Source organism: Henriciella sp. AS95 (assembly GCF_038900055.1).
Classification (GTDB): Bacteria; Pseudomonadota; Alphaproteobacteria; order Caulobacterales; family Hyphomonadaceae; genus Henriciella.
Window position 1 is genome coordinate 1,270,657 of the sequence record NZ_JBBMQM010000001.1, and the last position, 22,111, is coordinate 1,292,767.

Sequence of the window (22,111 nt, forward strand, 5' to 3'; positions counted from 1 at the left end):
AGGTCTGGACGCGTAATGGCCAATCTGTAATCCTCAGTGCGGGGTTGCGTAATTTACGGGCGATCAATTGTCGATGATGAAAGTGCTTTCTTCTCTGTCAGTCCTGCTTCTGTCAGGATGCGCGACCGTTTCCATGGTCTCGAAGCAAGCCATCGTTGAAACCGAAATTGCAGCCGAGCAATCAGCGCTTCGCGACTCTGCTGACGCTTTCAAGACCAGCGCCGAAACCCAGGGCTGGGTGTCTGAGTCCAGAGGTCTTGCCGACTTTGCCAATATTCTGTTTGGCGGCGCCTCTGAGCAGACCGACCGCGCGCCAGCGTCTTATAGCGACAAGATCGGAGCGGGTGACGAGGATGTCGATGCCGTCTTCCAGACCATCGAGACCGATGCGCGCCAGGCCGCGACGTCCCTGACGGAACTTGATGTTCTTGCCGGCGAATTGCTGCTCAGCGGTGAGGTCTCTCGCGCTGATGTCATCAGTTTCGAAAGCGCCCTCGTGGTGGCTCAAAAAAGCTATCGCAGCTTTTCCGAAGCGGCAGGCATTGCAGGCGGCCGCGGGAATACGGGTCTGACCGGCGCTGAACTCGCCCTCGCGCAGCTGGCGTCGTCCATTGACGAAGCCCGTTTGTCAGCAGACCAGCTGGCGAGCGCTTATGCCGACGATACACCTGCTCAGACCGCCAGCAGCTGATTAGCAATCAATCGGCACGGCGCGTTGACGCGCGCCTGTCTGCCTAACCGTCCTGATCCGAGAACCAGGCCATCATCAGGATGTCCACCAATTGTTCGGTGCGGGCGCGAACATCTTCGGCCGTCCAGCTCTGGCGTGTGCGCAGGTCTTCCGTGAGAGAGAAGATCTGTCCGCCCTGTTCGAAGAAAATCTTCTTCTTCTCACGAAAATCCTTTCGGTCGGCTGCGCGGTTGATGTGCTGCGGCACGATCACAAAGTTGCCGATGGTCTCGCAGAGTTCGCGTTGAACCGGACCTTTGGGCCAGACTGTGTTCCAGAAGGAATCCTCCGGGACCGCGCGGGGCAATACATGTTCGACCGTGGCGTCGTCTTCCGGGGTAATCGATTGCCCGTTTTCCAAGGCCGCGTTCAGGCGCAAGGCGATGGCCCGGCGCTGCGAGAAATTGCCAAAACGTCCCCCCAGGCGGTCGCGGACCTTTTTCTGGTCTTCCTTCGAGAAGTACAGGACGCTCTTGCCGTCGAACAGCTGTTTGCCGCCCAGCACGCTCTGGGTGAGCTTGGTGTATCGCTTCTGCCGGGGCGTGCGGTCGGTGATGTGCAGCATCATCACGAAGGCAAATCGTTCCAGCAGGCGAAAGAACTTCAGGGCTTCTTCGCTGTCATGGCCATTGTTGTACAGGTAGGCGACGGCCGGCACGCGCCAAAGCCCGTGATCGATCAGGCGCAAATGATCCAGCGCTGTCTTGATCTCTTCGCTATGTGAGCCGAATTCCGGGTCTCCCTTCAGGACGGTGCGGTACGCTTCCACGTATCGCGGCAGCTCCTTCTCGAGGAAGGTTTTCGCGTCCACTTTTGACAGGACAACCTTTGCGAAGTCAGACGACTTGCCGCGCTGGCCCTTGCTGTAGATTTGCCGGATGATGTTCATCAGGTCATTGAGGCCGCTACCGCCAAGCTGGGCTTCGAAGTCCAGCCAGTCGCGGGCATACTTTCCGGCCTGCTCGAGCGGAACGTCGGCTTTCTGGAGAATCTCGGTCTTGATGATGTCGTGGGCGTTTGGCGCCTTGCCGCGCGTGTTGAGAACGCGAAACACCTCATTGCCTTCGTTGCGATTGGGAACGGTGACGCGAACGACGACCACTTGGTCGCGGATCGTCTGAAACAGGGCAGACCGCTGCGCGGCCGACAGTTTTTTCAGTTCGGTCTCAAGGAATTGCAGGTTCTTCTGAATGCGGTTGTGGTTGGAGGTCTCGTCCGTCTCTATGTCGCGGCGCTGGGTGGCCCCTTCCTCCTGAACAGCCTCGCGAAAAAATGGGTTGTCGACATGGTTGAGGGTGAGGCGCCAGGCGCGTCCCTGGCCATTTCTGGCCCGGTCGCGATCGCCAATCATGCTGTGAATATTGGTTGTCGTGGCTTCGTCATCTTCCATATCGCGCAGTACTGCGAGGATCATGGTCAACGTTGTCAGCCGTTGCTGGCCGTCGACGACAAGCGAGGTGTACTGGTCGAGGTCGACTAGAACGATCGCGCCGATGAAGTGATGACGCATGTCGCCCGACGCCTCCTTCAAATCCCCCAGAAGTTCGCCGACTTCTTCCTTGTCCCAGACATAGCTGCGCTGGTAGGGGGGCATTTTGAGTTCGACATCTCGTGCAAGCAGCTCTGCGAGGCTGCAGGTCTGCGCCTTTATCCCTGAATCCATTGATATCCCCGATAGACTTAGTAGACGTTAGATACGCTCGGATTAGCGTCCAGGAGTCATTGAATACACTCTTGGTTCGGACGTTTTCGAACAGGTGTGTCGGGAGGGCAACGAACAGATGAAATGGGTGAACTTCGAGGTTGACGGGAAATTATGGTGCGGACTGCTGAATAATCAACGGGTTCATCCGGTTGAACCGTGTTGCCTCAGTCATTTTCTAGGCGATCTTCCGTCCAAAAAAAACGCAGCGCTCACTGCTGAGCCGCTCAAGCTAGAAAGTGTGAGACTTCGCCAGCCGGTTATCCGGCCGGGAAAAATTCTGGCGATCGGGCTCAATTACGCCGCGCATGTCGCTGAAAGTGCGAGCTTTGTCGACACAGAAAAACCGAGCGCCCAGATATGGTTCAACAAACAGGTAACAGCGGCGTCCGGGCCGGGCGATCCGATCCATGTTCCCCGGGTCTCCAGCATGCTCGACTACGAGGCTGAGCTGGTCGTGGTGATCGGTCAAAGCGGTCGCCATGTCCCGGCTGACCGCGCGATGGATATCATTGCGGGATTTACGTGCGGGTGTGACGCATCCGTGCGCGACTGGCAGAAAGCGAGCCCGACAATGATGATGGGCAAGGGCTTCGACACGCATGCGCCTTTTGGGCCTGCGCTCGTTACACCAGACGAGGTCGGCCCGCTGGAGCAGCTGAGCATAAAGGGTTTTGTCAACGATGAGCTGCGCCAGAATGCCAAGCTCGGTGACATGATCCACAATATCGCGGAACAGATTGCACACTTGAGCGCTGCCTTCACTCTGGAACCGGGCGATATTATTTTCACCGGGACGCCCGCGGGCGTCGCGATCGGTCATACGCCGCCGAAGTGGTTGAAGGCCGGAGACCGGTTCCGGGTTGAGATCGAAAATGTAGGCGTATTGGAGAACCCAGTGATCGACGAGCCAGATACCGCAGAAATCGGCGGGGTGCCCTTGTGAAGTGGGCGGTTTGCCTATTTCTGCCGCTAAGTCTTCTCGCCGCGTGCGACAGCGGCTCAACAGAAGCAATTGCCGTTTCCGCCGAACCGCCCGCCGAGGTCGTGATCAGCTCGAACGATTTCGCACTCGTGCCATGTGGTGCCTCGCAGGATGCCGCGTGCGTGCTTGTGTTCGCAGGTGGCAAGGGCTTGTTGTTTGGAGCGCCTGCCGGCCTCTCGAATGGCATATCTGAAGACAGGCTTGCCAGTCTCGACAGCACGTTCCTGTTTTCGCTGATGCCGCGCGATGTCGAAGGACTTGATGAGGTGCGCAATCGAGGCTGGAGAGCGGGCCGCGCCGATGCGTTGATTGTTGCCGGACCTGAAGGCGTGGGCGACATGATTACGGCGCTTAATCTGGCTTTCGAGCAGCCCGACGCACTGAGTTATGTGGAGGAGGGTGCCCCGCGCGGGGGCTTCAATGCGGCGCTTCTTCAAGCTGGTGTTGAGGTCGTGTCCGAAGCGGCTGCTTTCGATTCCGGAGATCTGAAAGTGTCGGGTGTGTCTGGCCCGGGCTCACACCTGACGTACCGAATAGGTTACCGTGATCTTGCTGGTAACTGGCATGATCTGGTTCTCAAGCCGTGTTCCGGGCCCGAGCCGGCCGCGCCAAATTATGATGCAGAGCCGCGATCCGTAACTGTCATTGCGTGTGATGGCGAAGACGCCGACCTTAACTGGCCGATCCGGGACGTTATCAAAATCACGAAATAATCTGGCCTGAAAAAGCTACGGGGTCCCGCCTTGGCAGGACCCCGGTCTCCCCCGAGACGCCCCCGTCCGGCCAAATAGGCCGCGGACATCAAGGCGCGGGTCACCTTTTATGAGTACCGCCGTTCGGTCTTGAGTCAAACTTCTTGTCGTCTTGTTCCGCATGCGGCGGGAAAGTGTGTCCTATGCGACACGCTGTGGGCAACTCTGCTGAGAACATTGGCAAGGACCCCAAATCAGGCCTATTGCTACCAATTCGTTAACTCTTGGCACATAGCTGTTAAGGTTAAGCGAGTTTGGGGCTGCCGAATTAATGATTGGAATATTGTTCTTTTTCTATGTTGCGATTGGCGCTGCGCTGGGCTTCGGCCTGCACTCCTATGCCGGTTTCACCATTCCTGTGTCTGTTGCGCTGGGCGCCGTCGCCACGGCAATTCTGGGCCAATTTCACCTGCTGATCGCGCACGTCACCAAGACCGGCGACGCTGAAGACCGGATCGAGCACCTGGAAAAGACGCAATCGGCTGCGCGTGAGCGAATTGAGATGATCGAGGCGCGCACTGAGAGCGTGGAATCGACCCTGAAGCATGAACTCACCGAGCGGCGCGATGCGCTGGTCTCCGAGATGCGCCAGCTTGAAGGACTCATTGATCGGCTCTCGCGCAATTTCGAAAACAAGCTTTCCGAGACCAGCCCAGCAGAGGTGAAACCCCAGGAAGACGCCGTCCTGCGCAACGTGAAAGATGCGCTACAGGATGGCCGTGTCGACCTCCATCTCCAGCCGATCGTGTCGCTGCCGCAGCGCCGCGTGGCTTTTTACGAAGGCTTCACGCGCCTGCGCCGCCCGGATGGCTCCCTGATCCTGCCGGCTGAATTCCTTGACGCAGCCCGCCGCGCGCGCCTGATGGGTGTGATCGACAACATGCTCTTGTTCCGCTGCGTACAGATCGTCCGCCGCTTGTCAGAGCGCGATCGGCGCGTTGGGGTGTTCTGCAACATCTCCACCCATTCGCTCACGGATGAGCACTTCTTCCCGCAATTCCTCGAATTCATGCAGGAGAACCGTGACCTCTCCGGTGCGCTCATTTTTGAGATCCCAGCAGACCGGTTCGAAAACCGCTCGCGCGAATTGCGGGCAAGCATGGAGAAGCTGACTGCGCTTGGCTTCCGCTTCTCGATCGATCATGCAAGCGATCTCGCGCTCGACCTGCCACGCATGCAGGATGCAGGTGTCCGGTTTGTGAAAATGAGGGGCGGCGACCTCATCGACCAGCTTCGCGACCCGTCCGGTCCGCGTCCGATCTCGAATGTTGAGCGGCGCATTCAGGGCGAAGAGGTTTCGGCAGTATGTTCGCGCTTTGGCGTGACGCTGGTTGCCGAAAAGATCGAAGAAGAAGTGAGCGTGGTGGAAATTCTCGAATATGAGATCCCATACGGTCAGGGGCATGTGTTTGGTGCGCCGAAACCGATCAAGTCTTCCCTGATGGAAGAGACGGCACCGCCCGCCAACTTCATCGCGAAGCTGTCTGCATTCGGCTGAAGTGGCGCCGGGGTTTGACCGCTGGTGCAGCGCTCACTACTGAGCTTTCCGCATGACCCAACCAGATTTTCCTGCCGGCCTGTCCGAAATCGCGTCCCGCTATGACACCGTCTTTTGCGATGTGTGGGGCGTGATCCATAATGGCCGCCGGGCTTTCGAACCCGCCTGTGAGGCGCTTCAGAATTTCCGGAAACAAGGCGGCACCGTGGTGTTGATCACCAATGCGCCGGTGCCAAAGGCGCAGGTCATCTCCTATTTCAAGCCGATGGGCGTTCCGGCGGATGCATTCGACGATTGTGTCTCGTCTGGTGACGCGACACGCGAAGAGCTGAACAAGCGGCGGCATGAAAAGATCTGGCGGCTCGGCGTCGACTCAGGCTGGGAGCGCGATGCGTTTCTCTATAAGGGGCTCGACCTCGACTTCGTCGAACCCGATGAGGCAGAGACGCTGTTGTGTATTGGCTTGCGTGACCAGGTGAATGATGATCCGGAAGATTATCGCGAGATGCTGAAGCAAGGCGTCGAGCGGAATATGCCGATGATTTGTGCAAACCCGGATATAAAGGTTCGCATCGGTGACCAACTCGTCTGGTGTGCCGGGGCCCTGGCCAAAATCTACGAAGAAGAGGGCGGCCGGGTTATCTATCCGGGCAAGCCGCACGAGGCGATCTATCAGCTGGCGGCGGAGCGCGCGTCCTCCATTCGCGGGAGGGCTCCCGAAAAGGTGCTGTGTATCGGAGACAGTCCTGCGACGGATATGCGCGGGGCGATCATGCACGGCCATGACGGGCTTTATGTCGGCACCGGACTTGCTGAGCACGGGGAGAATTTCAGGCAGGAACTGGTTTCGCTGCTTGAGCAGTATGACACAACGGCGCGATGGGCGATGCCCGCGCTCAGGTGGTGACGGCACGTCCGTCGCATTGTAACAGTAACAGGTTTTGAAATTCGGAGTACCGCTGATGAGCGTCAAGGACGGTTACAAATTTGAGGAATTGAGTGTGGGCATGGCGCATGAGACCCACCACACGATTACCGAAGAAGACATTGAAATGTTCGCCAAGGTATCGGGTGATTACAACCCGATTCACATGGATGAGGAGTTTGCCAAGAAGACGCCCTTCGGTCAGCGGATTGCTCACGGCGCCCTCACGGCGAGCTATATCTCAGGCATTCTCGGCAATGACCTTCCCGGTCCAGGCGCCATTTTCACCCATCTTGAAATGCGTTTCCGGCGTCCGGTCTTTATCGGTTCCACCGTTACCGCACGCGCAGAAATCACGGAAATGTTCGAGCGCGGCAACCGCGTGACGCTCAAGATCACCTGCAGCGTGGATGGCAAGGCGGTTGTGGCCGGAGAAGCCAAGGTCATGGTGCCGGGCAAGGACGATTGATGCCCGTCTTCGCCGACTTTCGCGGCCTACCGGAGTCCGCCAGGGGCCACTCGATTGCGCTCGGCAATTTCGACGGTGTGCATGCCGGTCACCAGGCCGTCATTGAAGCCGCGCGGATCGACGCTGCGCCGCTTGGCGTGGCAACGTTCGAGCCGCCACCGCGCGCCTATTTCCGGCCGAACGATCCGCCGTTCAGAATTTACCGGCCCAGCAGGCGCAACGACCGGCTGATCGAACTCGGTGCCGATGCGGTGTACGAGTTACCGTTCAATGGCGAAATGGCCTCCATGACGGATGAGGAATTCTGTCGGGTGGTGCTTCACGACGGACTGGGTGTTCGTCATGTCGCGGTGGGTTTCGATTTCCGGTTCGGCCGAGGGCGGATGGGCGATGCGACCAGACTCTCCTCATTAGGGCGCTCGCTCGGTTTTGATGTCAGCATTGTCGACCGTGTCGAGGGCGTTGATGTCATCAAGGCCTCTTCCACGGCGATACGTGAAGCCTTGATCTCCGGCGATCCTCAGAAAGCCGCGACGATGCTGGGTCACCCCTGGATCGCCGATGGTTCGGTCGAGCATGGCGAGAAGCGCGGGCGAACCCTGGGCTTCCCAACGGCCAATATCCATCTCGGGACCCTCATTCACCCCAGACACGGTGTCTATGCCGTCAAGCTCAGAATTGATCGTGACGGAGAGTGGCTACCGGGCGTCGCAAATTTCGGACGGACACCGACCACAGGTGTCCGCGACCCGCTGCTCGAAACATTCATTTTCGACTTTGATCGCGACATCTACGGCCATTTCGTCGAAGTCGAACTCCACCACTATCTGAGACCCGAGCTCGCCTTTCCATCTGTCGATGACATGGTCGAGCAGATGAAGGCTGACTGCGAGGATGCCAAAGCGCTCCTTGCAAGTTGAGCCGGCTGCGCGGGGTGACAAACCGGCGAAGCGGCTTAAACATTACCAATCTCGAAGGAGAGGGGAAGATAATGAAATTCACAACACTTGTTGCAGCAGCGATGGCCGTGTCGCTGCCGGCTATGGCGCAGGACGCAGGGCTGATCTCGTCGGTGACGGAGGACAGCCTCGCTGCTTTCGCAGAGGCGCAGGGCCATGAAGTTCTGGGGTATGGTGAAGCGGGCGAGGTTTCCGTGCGCGCGGAGAGCGCTGACGGGATCGTCTACTATCTCACGGGCACTGCCTGCACGGACGGGACCTGTACCGGCATCAATATGAGCGCGCGTTTCGACGCGAACGAGCAGGTGACACTGGAAACGATCAATGACGCCAATATCCGGCGGGCCGCCGTCAGCGTCTGGCTGCTGGACAATACGCTTGGCATTTCGCGCTATGTGATCCTCGATGGCGGGATGACTGAGGAAAACATCCAGATCAATTTTGATAATTTCATCGCGATCGTTCCTGCCGTGATCGACATGTTCTACGAAGAGTAGGGCGCGACTTGCTGTCGGGAAGATGACATTGCCGGAAGGCTCTGCTAGACGCCAGACGTGATGACGAACCCGGCCAAATATTCCGCGATTCGAATTAGCCGCCCGGCTTTGCTATGACCTGCCTCGAATAGAGGCGTCATGCGAAGCCGGGGCTATCCCGTGCGACCTGAGGACAACTGCTAATTCGAGACTGATCAGAGACAATGAGTAACGAAACGACGAGCGACGCGGGCAATGACTACCGCGACACGCTCTTTCTTCCGAAAACCGAATTCCCGATGCGCGGCGGCCTGCCAAAAGCGGAGCCCAAATGGATCGAGCGCTGGGATGAGATGAAGCTGTATGAGCGCATGCGGGCCGATGCGAAGGCGCGTGGCGCTGAGCCCTTCATCCTGCATGACGGCCCACCCTATGCGAACGGCCCGATCCACCTCGGCACCGCGATGAACAAGATCCTCAAGGACCTTGTCGTGCGCGGCCACCAGATGCTGGGCTATGACGCCTCCTACATCCCCGGCTGGGATTGCCATGGCCTGCCGATCGAATGGAAGGTCGAGGAGGAGTTCCGCTCAAAGGGCCGCACCAAGGATGATGTGCCGGGCGACGAGTTCCGCCGCGCCTGCCGCGCCTATGCCGAGAAATGGATCGAGGTCCAGAAGCAGGGCTTCCGCCGCTGCGGCGTTGAGGGTGACTGGGACCATCCGTACCTGACGATGAATTACGAGTCCGAAGCCGCCACGGTGCGCGAATTCTTGAGCGTCGCCATGTCCGGCCGCCTCGTGCGCGGCTCCAAGCCGATCATGTGGAGCCCTGTGGAGCGTACCGCGCTTGCCGAAGCCGAAGTCGAATATTACGACCGCAAGGTGCCGGTGATCTGGGTGAAGTTTCCGATCAAGACCGATGCTGAGCATTGGGGTGATATCGGCTCGAAGGAAGAGATCGATGCGCTGGTCGGCGCGTCGGTGATCATCTGGACGACCACGCCCTGGACGATCCCGGCCAACCAGGCCGTCAGCTTCAATCCTTCTATCGATTACGGTCTCTACGAAGTCGAGACCGTGATGAGCGAGGAAGAACTAGGCTTCGCACCGTTCGCTGCGCCCGGTGATAAATATGTGCTGGCAGATGCGCTCGCGCAGGGCGTCATGGACAGCGCTAAAGTGTCGTCTTTCAAGCGCGTCTCGGACGTCAATCCGGAAGGCTGGGTGCTTTCTCACCCGCTCCATGATCTCTCGGACTTCTACAAGCACGACATTCCCATGCTCGCTGGTGACCATGTCACCGATGATGCGGGTACCGGCTTCGTGCACACAGCGCCGGCCCATGGCGAGGACGACTTCCTTGTCTGGATCGCGTCGGGTCACAAGGCGTCGGACATCCGCGACATCGTCAACCAGGACGGCGTCTACGAGCATGACGACCTGCCGGAAGCCTTGCAGGGCCTCGATATCATCCGCACGTCCGGCAAGAAGCGAGGCGAGCAGGGCAAGGCCAATCAGGAGGTCATGCGTCTCCTGACAGAGGCCGGAAACCTCCTCTCGCGCGGCGTCACCATGATCCGCGATGCGCATTCCTGGCGCTCCAAGGCCCCCGTCATCCGCCGCGCGACGCCGCAATGGTTCATCGCAATGGACAAGACGGCCTCTGATGGCTCCAAACCGCTGCGCGATCTCGCGCTGAACGCGCTGGAGGACACGGCCTTCGTGCCGCCGCAACTGCGCAACCGGATCACAAGCATGGTCGCAGACCGGCCAGACTGGCTGATCTCACGCCAGCGCAATTGGGGCGTGCCGATCACGCTGCTCGTCAGCCCTGATGGCGAGCCGCATACGGTCTCCCTGCCGCAAGACAAGGCAATGGACGTCAACAAACGGATCCTCGATGCCATCGCAGCCGAGGGGGTCGAAGCCTGGTTCTCCGCCGACGCTGCCAAATTCCTCGATGGGATCGTGGACCCGGCGGGCTGGGAGAAGGTCAACGACGTGCTCGATGTCTGGTTCGACAGCGGCACGACCCACGCCTTCACCCTGCGCGATCGCGGCATCATCGACGAAGACACCGGTCAGGCCGATGTCTATCTTGAAGGGTCCGACCAGCATCGTGGCTGGTTCCAGTCATCGCTTCTGGAGAACTGTGCCACACGCGGTATGGCGCCTTACAAGACGGTCGTCACCCACGGTTTCATCGTCGACGCTGACGGGAAAAAGATGTCCAAGTCGCTCGGCAACACGGTCGAGCCGCAAAAGGTCGCTGACCAGTTCGGGATCGAGATCCTGCGTCTCTGGACGGCGTCTTCGGACTTCACCGAAGACCTCCGCATCTCCGACGACATCCTGAAGACCAATGCGGAGTCCTATCGCCGCCTGCGCAATACGCTGCGCTATCTGCTCGGCGCGCTGGACGGCTATAGCGAAGATGAAACGGTTTCGCGCGACGAGATGCCGGGCCTTGAAAAATGGGTCCTGCATCGTCTGGCCGAAAGCGACGCGCTGGTGCGAAAATCCTACGAGAATTTCGACTTCAAACGCGTCATGTCCGCCATGCTGAACTTCTGCGGTGTGGACCTGTCGGCGATCTATTTTGATATCCGGAAAGACAGCCTCTACTGCGATGCGCCATCGGACGTCCGTCGCCGCGCCACGCGCACGGTGATGAGCTTGGTGCTTGAGCGCCTGCTGACCTGGCTTGCGCCAATCATGCCGTTTACCACTGAAGAGGCCTTTCTGATGAGCCACTTCGCTGACAAGGCAGACAGCGTCCACTTGCTGACATTCCCGGAGACGCCAGACAGTTGGCTCGATCCTGAATTGGCGGCGCGCTGGGAGAAGATCTTCAAGGTCCGCCGGGTCGTCACAGGGGCGCTCGAGATCGAACGCCGCGAAAAGCGGATCGGGGCATCGCTTGAGGCGGCGCCTGAGGTTTATGTTGAGAATGCTGACCTGATCGCGGCCTTTGAGGGTGAAAACCCGGCTGACCTGTTCATCACGTCGGGCGCCAAGCTCATCGAGGGGTCCGGGCCTGCAGATGCCTACAGGCTGGACGATACGGCTGGTGTCAGCGTTGTGCCGACCAAGGCAGAGGGTATCAAATGCGCGCGCAGCTGGAAGTACTTCGACCCTGCGACGGCAGATCCGGCCTATCCGGACATCACGCCGCGCGATGCGGCCGCTGTTAAAGCCATAAGGAGCGCTGCCTGATGGCGTCTGCACGGAATAGGGCGATCTGGCTGGCGGTCATCGCCGCGGTCATCATCTCGGATCAGCTGACAAAATGGCTCATTCTTAATGAGCCGGCGTTCAATGCCATCAATTGTCTTCCCGATCGAAGCCAGTGCGGCAAGATCGAGATATCGTCAGTGTTCGATCTCACCATGCTCTGGAATTTCGGTATCAGTTTCGGCACGCTTCAGTCCGACGGCCTGATGCGCTGGGTTCTGGTCCTGGTGACGACCGGCATTGCTGCAGCCTTTGGCTATTGGCTATTGCGGGCTGAGCGGTGGCTGACCTCCCTGTCACTGGCGCTCGTCATCGGCGGCGCAATTGGCAACCTGATCGACCGTATCCGCTTTGGCGCCGTCGTCGATTTTCTGGATTTCTCGGGACCCTGGTTCGGCGCTTATATCGGCAACTGGCCCGTCGGCTTCCCGTGGGTCTTCAATATCGCAGACGCCGGGATTACTGTCGGCGCGGTCTTGCTGTTTTTCGATCAGTTTTTAATGTCTCGAAACGAGACCGGCGATGCGACCGGTGTTTAGAACGTGTTTTTGAAGTGAGGACGCCAATGAATAAGGCAATTATGACCAGCGCGGCATTGGGGGCGCTCCTTGCGACCAGTGGATGCTCCATTTTTCGGGGTGGCAGTGCGCCCGGTCCAGACGAATTTCGTGTCGTGACCAAAGCTCCGCTTTCGGTCCCGCCGGAATATAGCCTTCGTCCACCGGCAGCCGGCAAGACCATTCCTGCCGAAGCCGATGCGACCCGCGCACCGGTTGCAACGGCTTTCGGGACCTCAATGGGCCAGGATGCGAGCCCTGTTGAACGCGCGCTTGTCACAGCGGCTGGCGCCAATGCCGTGAACCCGATGATCCGCTCAGTGATCGACTATGAAGAAGCCGGTATCGTGCGCAAGACGCGCGACAGTGCCGACACCATCCTGACTAACAATGGTGACGGCGTGACCGACGATTCCGCAACCGGCGGAGCAGACGTGTCCATTGCGCGCGGCAGCGGCGAACGCATCAAACTGCCAGGAACGTAAGCGGCCTATCCAATCTATCTGTTAGCCCAGACAAATACCGGAGTAAGAATATGAGAGCATTTCTTGCGGGGGGTCTGGTGGCAACGGTCGCATTTGCGGTCGCACCTGCCCAAGCCGACACAGCAGAGGCTGAAGCGGCGCCGTCGACGTTCGAATTGTCGAACGGGATGGAAGTTGTCGTCATCCCCGACCATCGCGCACCTGTCGTGACGCATATGGTCTGGTACAAGGTTGGCGCCGTCGATGAAGACCCCGGCAAATCCGGTATCGCCCACCTCTTTGAGCACGTCATGTTCAAGGAAACCGACGATATCGGCCCGGAAGAGTTTACGACGATCGTTCAACGCAATGGTGGCCAGCTGAACGCCTTCACCTCGTGGGACTACACAGCCTACTACGAACGCGTCGCCAAACAGCACCTTGAAAAGATGATGGAGCTCGAAGTCGAGCGCATGACGGATCTCATCATCAATGATGATCCGGAAGGGCCGTTCATTTCCGAGCGCGACGTTGTGAAAGAAGAGCGCCGCCAGCGGATCGACAGCAATCCGGGCGTTATTCTGCAGGAGCAGGTGATGTCCGCGCTCTATCAGGATCATCCCTACCACATCACGGTCATTGGCAATATGGATGAGGTCGCCGCGCTGACCCCGCAGGACGGCCTCGATTTTTACAAGAAATGGTACACGCCATCTGAAGCGATCCTTGTGGTCGCCGGTGATGTGACAGCCGATGAGGTCCGGACCCTGGCGGAAAAGACCTATGGTCAGGTCGAGGTCGCCAGCACAGAAATCCCGACCCGCGGATGGCAGGAGGTTCAGCCCCTTGCTGAAACCCAGACGATCGAGCACCGCGACCCGAAAGTCCGCCAGCCGGAATGGGACCGTTGGTACCTGTCGACCTCCTATCAGGAGGACAAGGAATTCGCCTACGCCCTGGATGTGGCGCTGGATGTTCTTGGCGGTGGGCGAACCAGCCGTCTTTATCAGGCACTTGTTGAAGACCAGAAGATCGCGGTCAGCGCCTCAGCTGGCGCCTGGCTGTCCCTGCACGATACCGCGCCGACGGTTTTGTCCGCGTCGCCGTCTGATGGCGTGAGCCTGGACGAGCTGGAGGCGGCTTATATGGCCGTGGTGGCAGACGTCCTCGAAAACGGCTTTACCGAGGCCGAGGTGGAACGGTCTCGCAATTCCCTCGCAGCGAGCGCCATCTATCAGCGCGACAGTCAGGCCAGCATGGCAAACAATTACGGGCAGACGCTTGCGATCGGCGGCTCGATTGAAGACGTGCTCGATTATCCTGACGACATTCGCGCTGTGACAGCCGACGACGCGATTGCCGCCCTGCGCCGCGTTCTCGCGGAAGACAAGAATTACATTGAAGCCCACCTGCTTCCGGAAGAGGAGAGCCAGGATGATGAATAAGTTCAAACTCGGTCTTGGAGCCAGTGTCGCAGTTTCGCTGCTTCTGGCCGCGTGCCAGGTGCCAGCAGAAACCGCAGACACGACGACGGCGATGGATGTGGTCGCGCCTGATAGCGATGAGCTGGCCGTCACGGTTCATGAAGGCGATTTCGCAACGATCCAGCAGTTCACCACGCCAGGCGGCATTTCCGTCTGGCTGGTTGAAGAGCCCTCCATCCCGATCATGGCGCTGCGAATGGCGTGGGAGACAGGCGCCGCGACGGATCCGGAAGGCCTTGAGGGGCTAACCAATGCGACGACTTACATGATGAATGAGGGGGCGGGCGACCTCGACTCGCTGGCCTTCGCAACCCGCATGGAAGAACTCAATATGAGCTTCGGGTGCGGTTCCGACAATGAGGCGACGTATTGCTCAGCCAGCATGCTGACTGACAATGCCGATGACGCCATGGGGCTTGTCGCTCTGGCCATGACGGAGCCGCGTTTCGATACCGACCCGATCGAGCGCTTCAAGCGCGAGGAACTCATTGGCATTCGCACGCGTGAGACCAATGACGGCTATCTGGCTGCCCGGGCGCGCGATCAGGCGCTGATGCCTGACCATCCATTCTCCCGCGAGACAAGCGAAGACAGCATCACGGCAATCACCCAGGATCTGATAATGGCCCGCAAGGATCAGATCATGGTGCAGGACGGGCTTCTGGTGACGGCTGTCGGCGCGATGTCACCGGATGAGCTTGCGCCATTGCTCGATGCGGCCCTGTCTGGTCTGCCGGAAAGCTCTGAATTGCCGGCGATCCAGGATGTGACACTCAACGCGCCGCTCCAGGCACCGATCGTGGTCGACCTGCCGCAGCCGCAAAGTCTCGTCAGCTTCACGGCGACGGGGCCTGCCCGTGATGATCCCGACTTTTTCGGCGCTTACGTACTGAACTACACATTTGGCGGCGGCGGCTTCGAAAGCCGCCTGATGAAGGATCTTCGGGTTGAGAAAGGCCTCACCTATGGCGTCTCAACGGGCATTTCGACGGGAGATCACCTGAACACCTGGCGCGGTGGTGGCCGTACCAAGAATGAGAGCGCCGGTGAGTTCATTGAAGGCATCAAGACCGAGATGAACGACATCGTCGCCAATGGTGTGACCGAGCAGGAACTGTCGGACGCAAAAGCTTATCTTACAGGCTCTTATCCGCTTTCCTTCGATAGCAACTCCAAGATTGCGTCCAATCTGATGGGCGTTCGGCTGGAGGAACTCGGTGTCGACTATTTCGACAAGCGCAATTCGCTTGTTGAGGCGGTGACGCTGGACGATGTGAACCGGATCGCGGCGGAGTATCTGCAGCCCGAGAATTTCACATTCATCGTGGTTGGTGAGCCGGACGGCATCGAAGAAACCGCGTTGACGTTGGACGCCGGCGAGGTTGTCACGCTGGATGAGGCCGGTGACATGGAAGAGCACGAGGCGGAGGAAACCGACGCCATGCCGGACCCGGATCACGGCTAGGCCATTGGCAATATGTGGATGAGCGGTCCGCGCGACAGGCTGCTCCATGGACGAGAAATGTAATGACGACCGCAGAAGCACAGACAGAGATCGAGAGGCTGGAGTCACTGTTCGCGCAGAATGACCTTGAGGCAGGCTTGCAGCTTTCTTCCGTCCTCGCTGAAAACAACCAGCCTGAGCGCAGCTTTGAGGTGATCGTGGCGACCGCGAAGGCTGGGCATCCTCAAGCTGCGGTCGAAATGGGGTTCCGGCTCGTTAGCGGACTGGACGCGCCAATCGATCCCGAAAACGGTTTCAAGTGGGTGCAGATGGCCGCGCGCGCCGGGTACTTGCCAGCCATGCGGGCGCTCGCGATGCTGCGTATTTCTGGCGTCGGCTGTGAACGTGCTCCTCGGCGTGCGCTGGCGCTGCTGACCGATGCGGCCAGGGCCGGTGATGTCCATGCAGCGACGCAGATTAACCTGCTGTTGCAGTCTGGCATCCGCAATGACGAGGCGCTGGAAGCCTTCCTGAGCCCCGGACAAGCGCAAACTCGCAGCGAGTCTCCGCGGATCGTCACGCTGGAGGATTGCCTGCCAGCGCCGATGTGCCAGTGGTGGATCGAGATAGCGCGCACCCGTCTTCAGCGCGCAACGGTCTGGGACGCAGAGCAGGGTGGCACGCGTCCCGATGACGTTCGCACCAATATGAATGCGGGGCTGCGCTTCACGCACACCGACTTTGTTACGCAGGCCTGCATGGTCAGAATTGCGGGAGCAGCTGGTCATCCATTCGCGCATCATGAGCCGCCAAATGTCCTGCGATATCAGCCTGGCGAAGAGTATTCGTCGCACTACGACTTTTTCGATCCCCAAAATCCTGCCTTCGCAGATGCCATCAAGGTGCACGGTCAGCGCGTCGCGACGGCACTCGTCTATCTGAATGACGCATTTGAAGGCGGTGAAACGGGCTTTGATCGGCTCGACCAGGCAATCCGTATGCCCGCTGGTGGCATGCTCGCATTCGACAGTGTGAGCAATGGCCAGCCAGATGAGCGCACGCTTCATAGTGGGCGCACACCTACGAGCGGAGAAAAGTGGCTCCTTTCAATCTGGTTCCGAGATCGTCCACAACTGGCGCTCTGACCAGCCGTTCGGGCGACAGGCGGCTGTGCATACTGTAAACTGACCTCATGCCTGATTCTGCGCGCCTTCCAGACCGTCCGGTCATCCGCCAGCTGCCGCCTGACGCGGTCAACCGCATTGCGGCCGGCGAAGTCGTCGAGCGCCCGGCAGCGGTCGTGAAGGAGCTTGTCGAAAACGCGCTCGATGCGGGTGCGCGCGCCATTTCCATCAGCATCGAGGATGGCGGACTCAAACGCCTCCTCGTTGAAGACAATGGTTGCGGCATGAGCGCCGACGACATGCTGATGGCGCTGGAGCGACACGCGACATCGAAGCTCGTTCCCGGCGATGATGGCCTGATTGACCTTCTCAATATTCACACAATGGGCTTTCGCGGAGAGGCGTTGCCGTCGATTGCCAGCGTCTCACGCATGACGATCACGTCGAGAGCAGCCGGTGAAGATGCTGCCGAAGTCTTCGTTGAAGCCGGGCGTGTCGAAGGCCCGAAACCAGCCGCCTGGACCGGTAAAGGAGAGACGGGGACACGCATTGAGGTTCGCGATCTTTTTCACGCAACGCCTGCGCGCCTGAAATTCATGAAGTCGGAGCGCTCCGAGACCATGGCGGTGACGGACGCGGTCAAGCGCCTTGCCATGGCGAATGCGCATGTGTCCTTCTCTCTCGAGAGCAATGGCCGCAACACGTTTCGCTATTCCGCGCATAGTGCCACACCTGAGGGTCATCTCGAGCGCCTGGGCGCCATCATGGGGCGTGACTTTCGTGAGAATGCGATCCCCATCGAGTCCGAGCGCGATGGGGTGCAGCTGTCCGGGTTTGCCGGCTTGCCGACATTGAACCGCGGGAACGGGTCGTACCAGTATCTCTTCGTGAATGGGCGCCCGGTAAAGGACAGGATGCTGACAGGAGTCATTCGCGCCGCCTATCAGGATTTCCTGGCGCGAGATCGTCACCCCATGGCGGCGCTGTTTGTTGATTGCGACCCGGAGCTGGTCGATGTGAACGTCCACCCGGCCAAGACCGAAGTGCGCTTTCGCGATGCCGGCAATGTGCGCGGCCTGATCATTGGGTCACTGCGCCACTCGCTCGCGGCTGCAGGCCATCGTGCCAGCACGACGGTGGCGGGCTATGCGCTTGGCAAGATGCAGGCAGAGCAGGGTGTGCAGCGCGATGCACCGCTGCCGCAGCCTTCGGTCTGGGACAGAAGCTCGCTATTCCGGGACAGCTATGGTGCGACGCCGCCGCGTCAGCAGCCGCAATCTTTCGAACCCGCGCCGCCCGCTGGAGTGGCTGAAAATGAAGCGCGGTATGACGCGCCGTCGGTGCGTATGGAGGACACTCCCGCTGCCGAGGCGCCGACGCATGATTTTCCGCTTGGTGTTGCGCGGGCGCAGCTCCACGAAACCTATATCGTTGCCCAGACCCGCGACGGCATCGTTATCGTCGACCAGCACGCGGCGCATGAACGCCTCGTCTACGAGCAGATGAAAACCCAGATGGCGGGAGACGGCGTGAAGCGACAGGCGCTGCTCATTCCTGAAGTAGTTGAACTGGGTGAGGATGAGGCGGCGAGGATTATCGAACGCGCCGACGAACTCTCTGAAATGGGGCTGGAAGTCGAGGCGTTCGGGGCTGGGGCAGTCTGCGTCCGGGCGACACCGGCCCTGTTTGGCAATATGGATGCTGCCAGCCTGATCAAGGATCTGGCTGATGACTTTGCTGAGTATGATGAAGGCCTGGCCCTGAAGGAGCGGTTTGAAGACGTCATGGGCAATATGGCCTGCAGCGGCGGGGCCGTGCGCGCCGGGCGCCGTCTCAATGCCGAAGAGATGAATGCGCTGCTCCGCCAGATGGAAGCAACGCCCTATTCAGGCCAGTGCAACCATGGCCGCCCGACCTATGTCGAGCTGAAACTCGCCGACATCGAACGCCTCTTCGGACGGCGCTAGGCTTGCCGAGCCGCCCTACTCAACACCGCCGACATCGCCTTCGATCACGGTGTAGATTTCAGGGGTGCAGGTGCCCTCGGTGATCAGCTCCGCCTTGATCGTGTAGTCGGCGCCGGCTTCCGGGACAGAGGGAAAGTCCTCGACCGGCATGTAGAAGCTCTCGCTGTCCGTCCCAGCAAGCTCGACGATGCCATCCTCGATGGTGATAACGTGCGCATCGATGACGCTGTCATCGTAGCTGCATGGACCGCCGACGATCGGCATGTCGGTTTCGCTTTCGTCGACAATACTGGTTTCGGCTGGCGGGGTGGGCGCGGCCATATCGTCGGCGGGCAGGTCACTGTCGCCGCCTCCGCAGGCAGATGCGAGGAGGGCAAGGGCGGGTAGCATAATGAGGCGCATTTGGGCTGTCTCCTTGAGTCGGGCTAGAGACTACACGGTCTACGCGCGCTCGCTAGTGCGTGCCGCAAACCTTGCGATAAGAGGAAAATTGACGCGGAGGCCATCAAGCCGGTACTGCTTGCCTGCGGTCGAAGAGCCGCAGGGGCCGGGAGGGCTTGAGCGATGAAACTCAAACAGGCGCTCAATATTGACGACCTGCGCACTATGGCGAAGCGTAAGCTTCCTCGCATGGTGTTCGATTATATCGATGGCGGCGCGGATGATGAGGTGACGCTTCGCGAATCGGTTCGCCGGTTTGACGACTATCAGCTGACCTGGCGGGCCCTGCGAGATGTCACAAAGATCGACACATCGACGTCTATCATGGGGCAGCAGACCAAGCTTCCATTCTTCATCTCACCGACAGCTTCGACGCGCCTGTTTCATCCGGCCGAGGGCGAACTTGCCATGGCGCGAGCGGCCGAAGCGCGCGAGGTGATTTATTCATGCTCCACGCTGGCGTCGCAAACGGTGGAGGATATCGCCGATGCGACCTCTGGGCCGAAATGGGTGCAGATCTATGTCTGGAAGGACAAGGAGATCGTCAGAAACTTCCTTGCCCGCGCCAAGGAGGCGGGATTTACGGGCTGCATCCTGACGGTCGATCTGCCAGTGGGCGGCAATCGCGAACGCGATCCGCGCAATCGGTTTTCAGTGCCGCCCAAGCCAAATTTCAGCCTGGCAAGGCAGGTGGCGACAAAGCCCGGTTGGGCCTGGGACCTGATGCGCAGTCCGAAGATCAAACCGGCCAACTTCAGCCACATGCGAAAACAGGGTGACCAGGGCGGGGTTGTCGGCTTTGTGAACCAACAGTTCTCGCGCGCTGTTACCTGGTCAGACGTGGAATGGATGCGCGAGTTCTGGGGGCCAGGTTTCGCGATCAAGGGCATTTCGCGAGCCGAGGACGCCAAGCGTGCGATCGATATCGGTGCGGACGCTGTCTGGGTGTCCAATCATGGCGGGCGTCAGCTCGATACCTCGGTGCCGACCATCGACCTGCTCCCCGAAATTGTCGATGCTGTGCGGGGCCGGGCGGATATCATCGCTGATGGCGGGGTGCGCCGGGGGAGCCATGTTGCAAAGCTTCTCATGCGCGGGGCGACGGGTGTCGCCTTGGGCAGGGCATCGCTCTATGGGCTAGGCGCTGGCGGACAGCCGGGCGTTGAGCGCGCGCTGAAGATCATCGAGGATGAGTTCCTGCGGACAATGGCGCTTCTCGGCGCGACGCGTATCAGCGAACTCGACCCGGAGCTGATGCGGGGACCAGCGAGCCGCTAGCGCCCGCGCTTAACCTTCTGGATTTCGACTTCCAGCGCTGACAGGAAATTCGAGCGGTCGGCAGGCTTGAAGGGCGCTGGCCCGCTCGTCTGTTCGCCTGTCGAGCGCAGATCCTCCATGATGGCGCGCGTGGCGACCTGCTGGCCGATGGAGTTCGCCGTGAAGGCCCTGCCTTTCGGTGAAAGCACGCGCGCGCCATTCTGCAGGCAGCGTTCGGCGAGCAGGATATCCGCGGTGATCACAACCGAGCTTGCATCCGCCCGCTCGGCGATCCAGTCATCGGCGACATCGGGCCCGTCCGGCACCATGATGAATTTGAACAGCGGGTTCTGCGGCACGCGAATGAAACTGTTGGCCACGATATTGACGGGCAGTCGATGGCGAAGCGCCACCTTGTAGACCTCATCCTTTACAGGGCAGGCATCGGCATCGACATGAATGACAAGGCTCAAGGCAGGTCCGTTTCCGGCTCCATCCAGCCTGCGAGCATGACGAAATTCGGCGCGCCGGAACTGGCAAAGACGAGATCAGGCAAACCGTCACTGTTCATGTCGCCAATTGCGACGCCATACGTGTCCTCTGCCTCGTCCTCGAGTGTGAACACTGTGAAGTTTGCCGCGCCATCATTGATGTAGAACCGGTTGTTCTTCTCCTCCAGCCCGGCGACGAAATCGAGATCGCCATCGCCATCAAGATCGGCGGCTGCTAGCGCCTGGATCGGCAGGTCTTCGGGGGAGGGCGGCAACGGCCCGGCATCGTCAATCGACCCGCCCGGCGTGAACCTCCGCTCTGACCCGCCAAGCAGGACATGCAGGCCGCCATCGACCGCGCCCAGAATGACATCGGCGTACCTGTCGCCGTTGAAGTCACCCGCAACGATCTGGCGGTGATCGCCTTCGCTGCCGGCCAGTGCTTCAGCGGTCCAGCCACGTCCGGCGAGGTTCATCAGCAGATAGCTCGGGCCACCATCGCGGCAGGCGACCGCCAGATCCGGCCGGCCATCGCCGTTGAAGTCGCCCATGTCGATACCGGTTGAGCCGCGCAGGTCGCCCGGCATCTGGTAGGGGGCATCGAAACTTCCGTCGCCGAGGCCGGCAAACATCCGAACGCCGCCCCTCCGCTGTACGGTGACGAGGTCCAGCGCGCTGTCGCCATTGAGGTCTTCCAGCAAGGCATTGCGCGCGGGTCCATCGCTGCCTTCGATTTCTCCAAGCAGCGTGAAAACACCCGTCCCGTCATTGGTGAACACTTTTGCCGGAACACCGTCGCCGACAATGACCGCGTCCATGTCGCCATCCGCGTCGAGATCGCCTGCGCGCACGATGTAGCTCGGCCCATGCACGTCGCCGAGCTGGCGCGCCGTGGTCAGTCGGCCATTGCCCGTGTTGTAGTAGACGACATCCGGCTGCGCCCAGTGCCGGCCATTGGCGACCAGCACGTCGAGGTCGCCGTCCCCGTCCACATCGGCCAGCTCTACCCCCGCCGTGAGCCGCTCGTCCCAGTCGAACACAAAGAACGGGTTGGTCTCATAAGACAGCCTCTGCGCGAGGGCAGGCGAAACCGCGACAAGGCTGGCGACCAGGGTTGCCACGGCATATCTGGTGGAGGTGGCTGTCATGT

The 22,111-nt window shown here is 59.9% G+C and carries 20 protein-coding genes; 16 read left to right on the forward strand and 4 right to left on the reverse strand.

All coding sequences use genetic code 11. The features are described from left to right. The first annotated feature begins 73 nt into the window (after nt 1-73). On the forward strand, nt 74-691 hold the full coding sequence (locus tag WNY37_RS06375; protein WP_342972626.1) for a hypothetical protein: 618 nt from the start codon (nt 74-76) through the stop codon (nt 689-691). Nucleotides 692-734: 43 nt separating this feature from the next. Here WNY37_RS06375 and WNY37_RS06380 read toward each other — a convergent pair whose 3' ends face one another. After that, on the reverse strand, nt 735-2,393 hold the full coding sequence (locus WNY37_RS06380) for a DUF262 domain-containing HNH endonuclease family protein (RefSeq protein ID WP_342972627.1): 1,659 nt from the start codon (nt 2,391-2,393) through the stop codon (nt 735-737). A 280-nt stretch (nt 2,394-2,673) separates the two neighbouring features. Between WNY37_RS06380 and WNY37_RS06385 the strand changes: the two genes are divergently transcribed. The 14 genes from WNY37_RS06385 (at nt 2,674) to mutL (ending at nt 18,772) form a co-directional block, all read left to right on the forward strand. Further along, the gene (locus WNY37_RS06385) at nt 2,674-3,378 is read left to right on the forward strand and encodes a fumarylacetoacetate hydrolase family protein (RefSeq protein WP_342972628.1); all 705 of its coding nucleotides are present in this window, start codon (nt 2,674-2,676) and stop codon (nt 3,376-3,378) included. Continuing rightward, a complete protein-coding gene (locus WNY37_RS06390) occupies nt 3,375-4,130 on the forward strand; it encodes a hypothetical protein (RefSeq protein WP_342972629.1) in 756 nt (251 codons plus the stop codon). The genes WNY37_RS06385 and WNY37_RS06390 overlap by 4 nt, the downstream gene beginning before the upstream one ends. 310 nt (nt 4,131-4,440) lie before the next feature. After that, entirely contained in the window at nt 4,441-5,667 is a 1,227-nt protein-coding gene (locus WNY37_RS06395) for an EAL domain-containing protein (protein WP_342972630.1), read from the forward strand. Nucleotides 5,668-5,719: 52 nt separating this feature from the next. Then, entirely contained in the window at nt 5,720-6,574 is an 855-nt protein-coding gene (locus WNY37_RS06400; RefSeq protein ID WP_342972631.1) for a TIGR01459 family HAD-type hydrolase, read from the forward strand. A gap of 55 nt (nt 6,575-6,629) precedes the next feature. Next, nucleotides 6,630-7,061: a MaoC family dehydratase gene (locus WNY37_RS06405; RefSeq protein WP_342972632.1), complete on the forward strand. Its 432-nt coding sequence runs from the start codon at nt 6,630-6,632 to the stop codon at nt 7,059-7,061. Further along, nucleotides 7,061-7,981, forward strand: a complete 921-nt coding sequence (ribF, locus tag WNY37_RS06410; RefSeq protein ID WP_342972633.1) for a riboflavin biosynthesis protein RibF — start codon at nt 7,061-7,063, stop codon at nt 7,979-7,981. The genes WNY37_RS06405 and ribF overlap by 1 nt, the downstream gene beginning before the upstream one ends. A 71-nt stretch (nt 7,982-8,052) precedes the next feature. Next, nucleotides 8,053-8,517 carry a YbjN domain-containing protein gene (locus tag WNY37_RS06415; protein ID WP_342972634.1) on the forward strand — a complete coding sequence of 155 codons (465 nt, stop codon included), beginning with the start codon at nt 8,053-8,055 and terminating at the stop codon, nt 8,515-8,517. Nucleotides 8,518-8,720: 203 nt separating this feature from the next. Continuing rightward, nucleotides 8,721-11,714, forward strand: a complete 2,994-nt coding sequence (ileS, locus tag WNY37_RS06420) for an isoleucine--tRNA ligase (RefSeq protein ID WP_342972635.1) — start codon at nt 8,721-8,723, stop codon at nt 11,712-11,714. Further along, nucleotides 11,714-12,271, forward strand: coding sequence for a signal peptidase II (gene lspA / locus WNY37_RS06425; RefSeq protein ID WP_342972636.1), 558 nt, complete (start codon nt 11,714-11,716; stop codon nt 12,269-12,271). The genes ileS and lspA overlap by 1 nt, the downstream gene beginning before the upstream one ends. A 26-nt stretch (nt 12,272-12,297) precedes the next feature. After that, nucleotides 12,298-12,774 carry a DUF3035 domain-containing protein gene (locus tag WNY37_RS06430; protein ID WP_342972637.1) on the forward strand — a complete coding sequence of 159 codons (477 nt, stop codon included), beginning with the start codon at nt 12,298-12,300 and terminating at the stop codon, nt 12,772-12,774. Between the two features lie 50 nt (nt 12,775-12,824). Beyond that, nucleotides 12,825-14,198, forward strand: coding sequence for a pitrilysin family protein (locus tag WNY37_RS06435; protein ID WP_342972638.1), 1,374 nt, complete (start codon nt 12,825-12,827; stop codon nt 14,196-14,198). Continuing rightward, nucleotides 14,188-15,702 (forward strand): pitrilysin family protein, encoded by a 1,515-nt coding sequence (locus WNY37_RS06440; RefSeq protein WP_342972639.1) that lies wholly within the window; start codon nt 14,188-14,190, stop codon nt 15,700-15,702. Before WNY37_RS06435 ends, WNY37_RS06440 begins: the two co-directional genes overlap by 11 nt. Before the next feature lie 62 nt (nt 15,703-15,764). Beyond that, nucleotides 15,765-16,826 carry a 2OG-Fe(II) oxygenase gene (locus tag WNY37_RS06445; protein ID WP_342972640.1) on the forward strand — a complete coding sequence of 354 codons (1,062 nt, stop codon included), beginning with the start codon at nt 15,765-15,767 and terminating at the stop codon, nt 16,824-16,826. Between the two features lie 47 nt (nt 16,827-16,873). After that, nucleotides 16,874-18,772: a DNA mismatch repair endonuclease MutL gene (mutL, locus tag WNY37_RS06450; RefSeq protein ID WP_342972641.1), complete on the forward strand. Its 1,899-nt coding sequence runs from the start codon at nt 16,874-16,876 to the stop codon at nt 18,770-18,772. 15 nt (nt 18,773-18,787) lie between these two features. On the opposite strand, the gene WNY37_RS06455 is transcribed toward mutL, so the two are convergent. Next, nucleotides 18,788-19,174, reverse strand: a complete 387-nt coding sequence (locus WNY37_RS06455) for a hypothetical protein (RefSeq protein ID WP_342972642.1) — start codon at nt 19,172-19,174, stop codon at nt 18,788-18,790. A gap of 162 nt (nt 19,175-19,336) precedes the next feature. Between WNY37_RS06455 and WNY37_RS06460 the strand changes: the two genes are divergently transcribed. Beyond that, nucleotides 19,337-20,491, forward strand: coding sequence for an alpha-hydroxy acid oxidase (locus WNY37_RS06460; protein WP_342972643.1), 1,155 nt, complete (start codon nt 19,337-19,339; stop codon nt 20,489-20,491). Here WNY37_RS06460 and WNY37_RS06465 read toward each other — a convergent pair. Together WNY37_RS06465 and WNY37_RS06470 are read right to left on the reverse strand one after the other, a co-directional pair. Continuing rightward, nucleotides 20,488-20,943: a YaiI/YqxD family protein gene (locus tag WNY37_RS06465; protein ID WP_342972644.1), complete on the reverse strand. Its 456-nt coding sequence runs from the start codon at nt 20,941-20,943 to the stop codon at nt 20,488-20,490. The genes WNY37_RS06460 and WNY37_RS06465 overlap by 4 nt on opposite strands. Then, nucleotides 20,940-22,109 (reverse strand): VCBS repeat-containing protein, encoded by a 1,170-nt coding sequence (locus WNY37_RS06470; protein ID WP_342972645.1) that lies wholly within the window; start codon nt 22,107-22,109, stop codon nt 20,940-20,942. Before WNY37_RS06470 ends, WNY37_RS06465 begins: the two co-directional genes overlap by 4 nt. Between the last annotated feature and the right edge of the window lie 2 nt (nt 22,110-22,111).

What these genes read in the sequence shown, in the direction of transcription:
- WNY37_RS06405 (WP_342972632.1), top strand. Translation starts at nt 6,630, where the DNA reads ATGAGCGTCAAGGACGGTTACAAATTTGAGGAATTGAGTGTGGGCATG.
- WNY37_RS06430 (WP_342972637.1), top strand. Translation starts at nt 12,298, where the DNA reads ATGAATAAGGCAATTATGACCAGCGCGGCATTGGGGGCGCTCCTTGCG.
- WNY37_RS06455 (WP_342972642.1), bottom strand. Translation starts at nt 19,174, where the DNA reads ATGCGCCTCATTATGCTACCCGCCCTTGCCCTCCTCGCATCTGCCTGC.
- WNY37_RS06460 (WP_342972643.1), top strand. Translation starts at nt 19,337, where the DNA reads ATGAAACTCAAACAGGCGCTCAATATTGACGACCTGCGCACTATGGCG.
- WNY37_RS06415 (WP_342972634.1), top strand. Translation starts at nt 8,053, where the DNA reads ATGAAATTCACAACACTTGTTGCAGCAGCGATGGCCGTGTCGCTGCCG.
- WNY37_RS06375 (WP_342972626.1), top strand. Translation starts at nt 74, where the DNA reads ATGATGAAAGTGCTTTCTTCTCTGTCAGTCCTGCTTCTGTCAGGATGC.
- WNY37_RS06440 (WP_342972639.1), top strand. Translation starts at nt 14,188, where the DNA reads ATGATGAATAAGTTCAAACTCGGTCTTGGAGCCAGTGTCGCAGTTTCG.
- lspA (WP_342972636.1), top strand. Translation starts at nt 11,714, where the DNA reads ATGGCGTCTGCACGGAATAGGGCGATCTGGCTGGCGGTCATCGCCGCG.
- WNY37_RS06435 (WP_342972638.1), top strand. Translation starts at nt 12,825, where the DNA reads ATGAGAGCATTTCTTGCGGGGGGTCTGGTGGCAACGGTCGCATTTGCG.
- WNY37_RS06470 (WP_342972645.1), bottom strand. Translation starts at nt 22,109, where the DNA reads ATGACAGCCACCTCCACCAGATATGCCGTGGCAACCCTGGTCGCCAGC.
- ribF (WP_342972633.1), top strand. Translation starts at nt 7,061, where the DNA reads ATGCCCGTCTTCGCCGACTTTCGCGGCCTACCGGAGTCCGCCAGGGGC.
- WNY37_RS06400 (WP_342972631.1), top strand. Translation starts at nt 5,720, where the DNA reads ATGACCCAACCAGATTTTCCTGCCGGCCTGTCCGAAATCGCGTCCCGC.
- mutL (WP_342972641.1), top strand. Translation starts at nt 16,874, where the DNA reads ATGCCTGATTCTGCGCGCCTTCCAGACCGTCCGGTCATCCGCCAGCTG.
- WNY37_RS06395 (WP_342972630.1), top strand. Translation starts at nt 4,441, where the DNA reads ATGATTGGAATATTGTTCTTTTTCTATGTTGCGATTGGCGCTGCGCTG.
- ileS (WP_342972635.1), top strand. Translation starts at nt 8,721, where the DNA reads ATGAGTAACGAAACGACGAGCGACGCGGGCAATGACTACCGCGACACG.
- WNY37_RS06445 (WP_342972640.1), top strand. Translation starts at nt 15,765, where the DNA reads ATGACGACCGCAGAAGCACAGACAGAGATCGAGAGGCTGGAGTCACTG.
- WNY37_RS06380 (WP_342972627.1), bottom strand. Translation starts at nt 2,393, where the DNA reads ATGGATTCAGGGATAAAGGCGCAGACCTGCAGCCTCGCAGAGCTGCTT.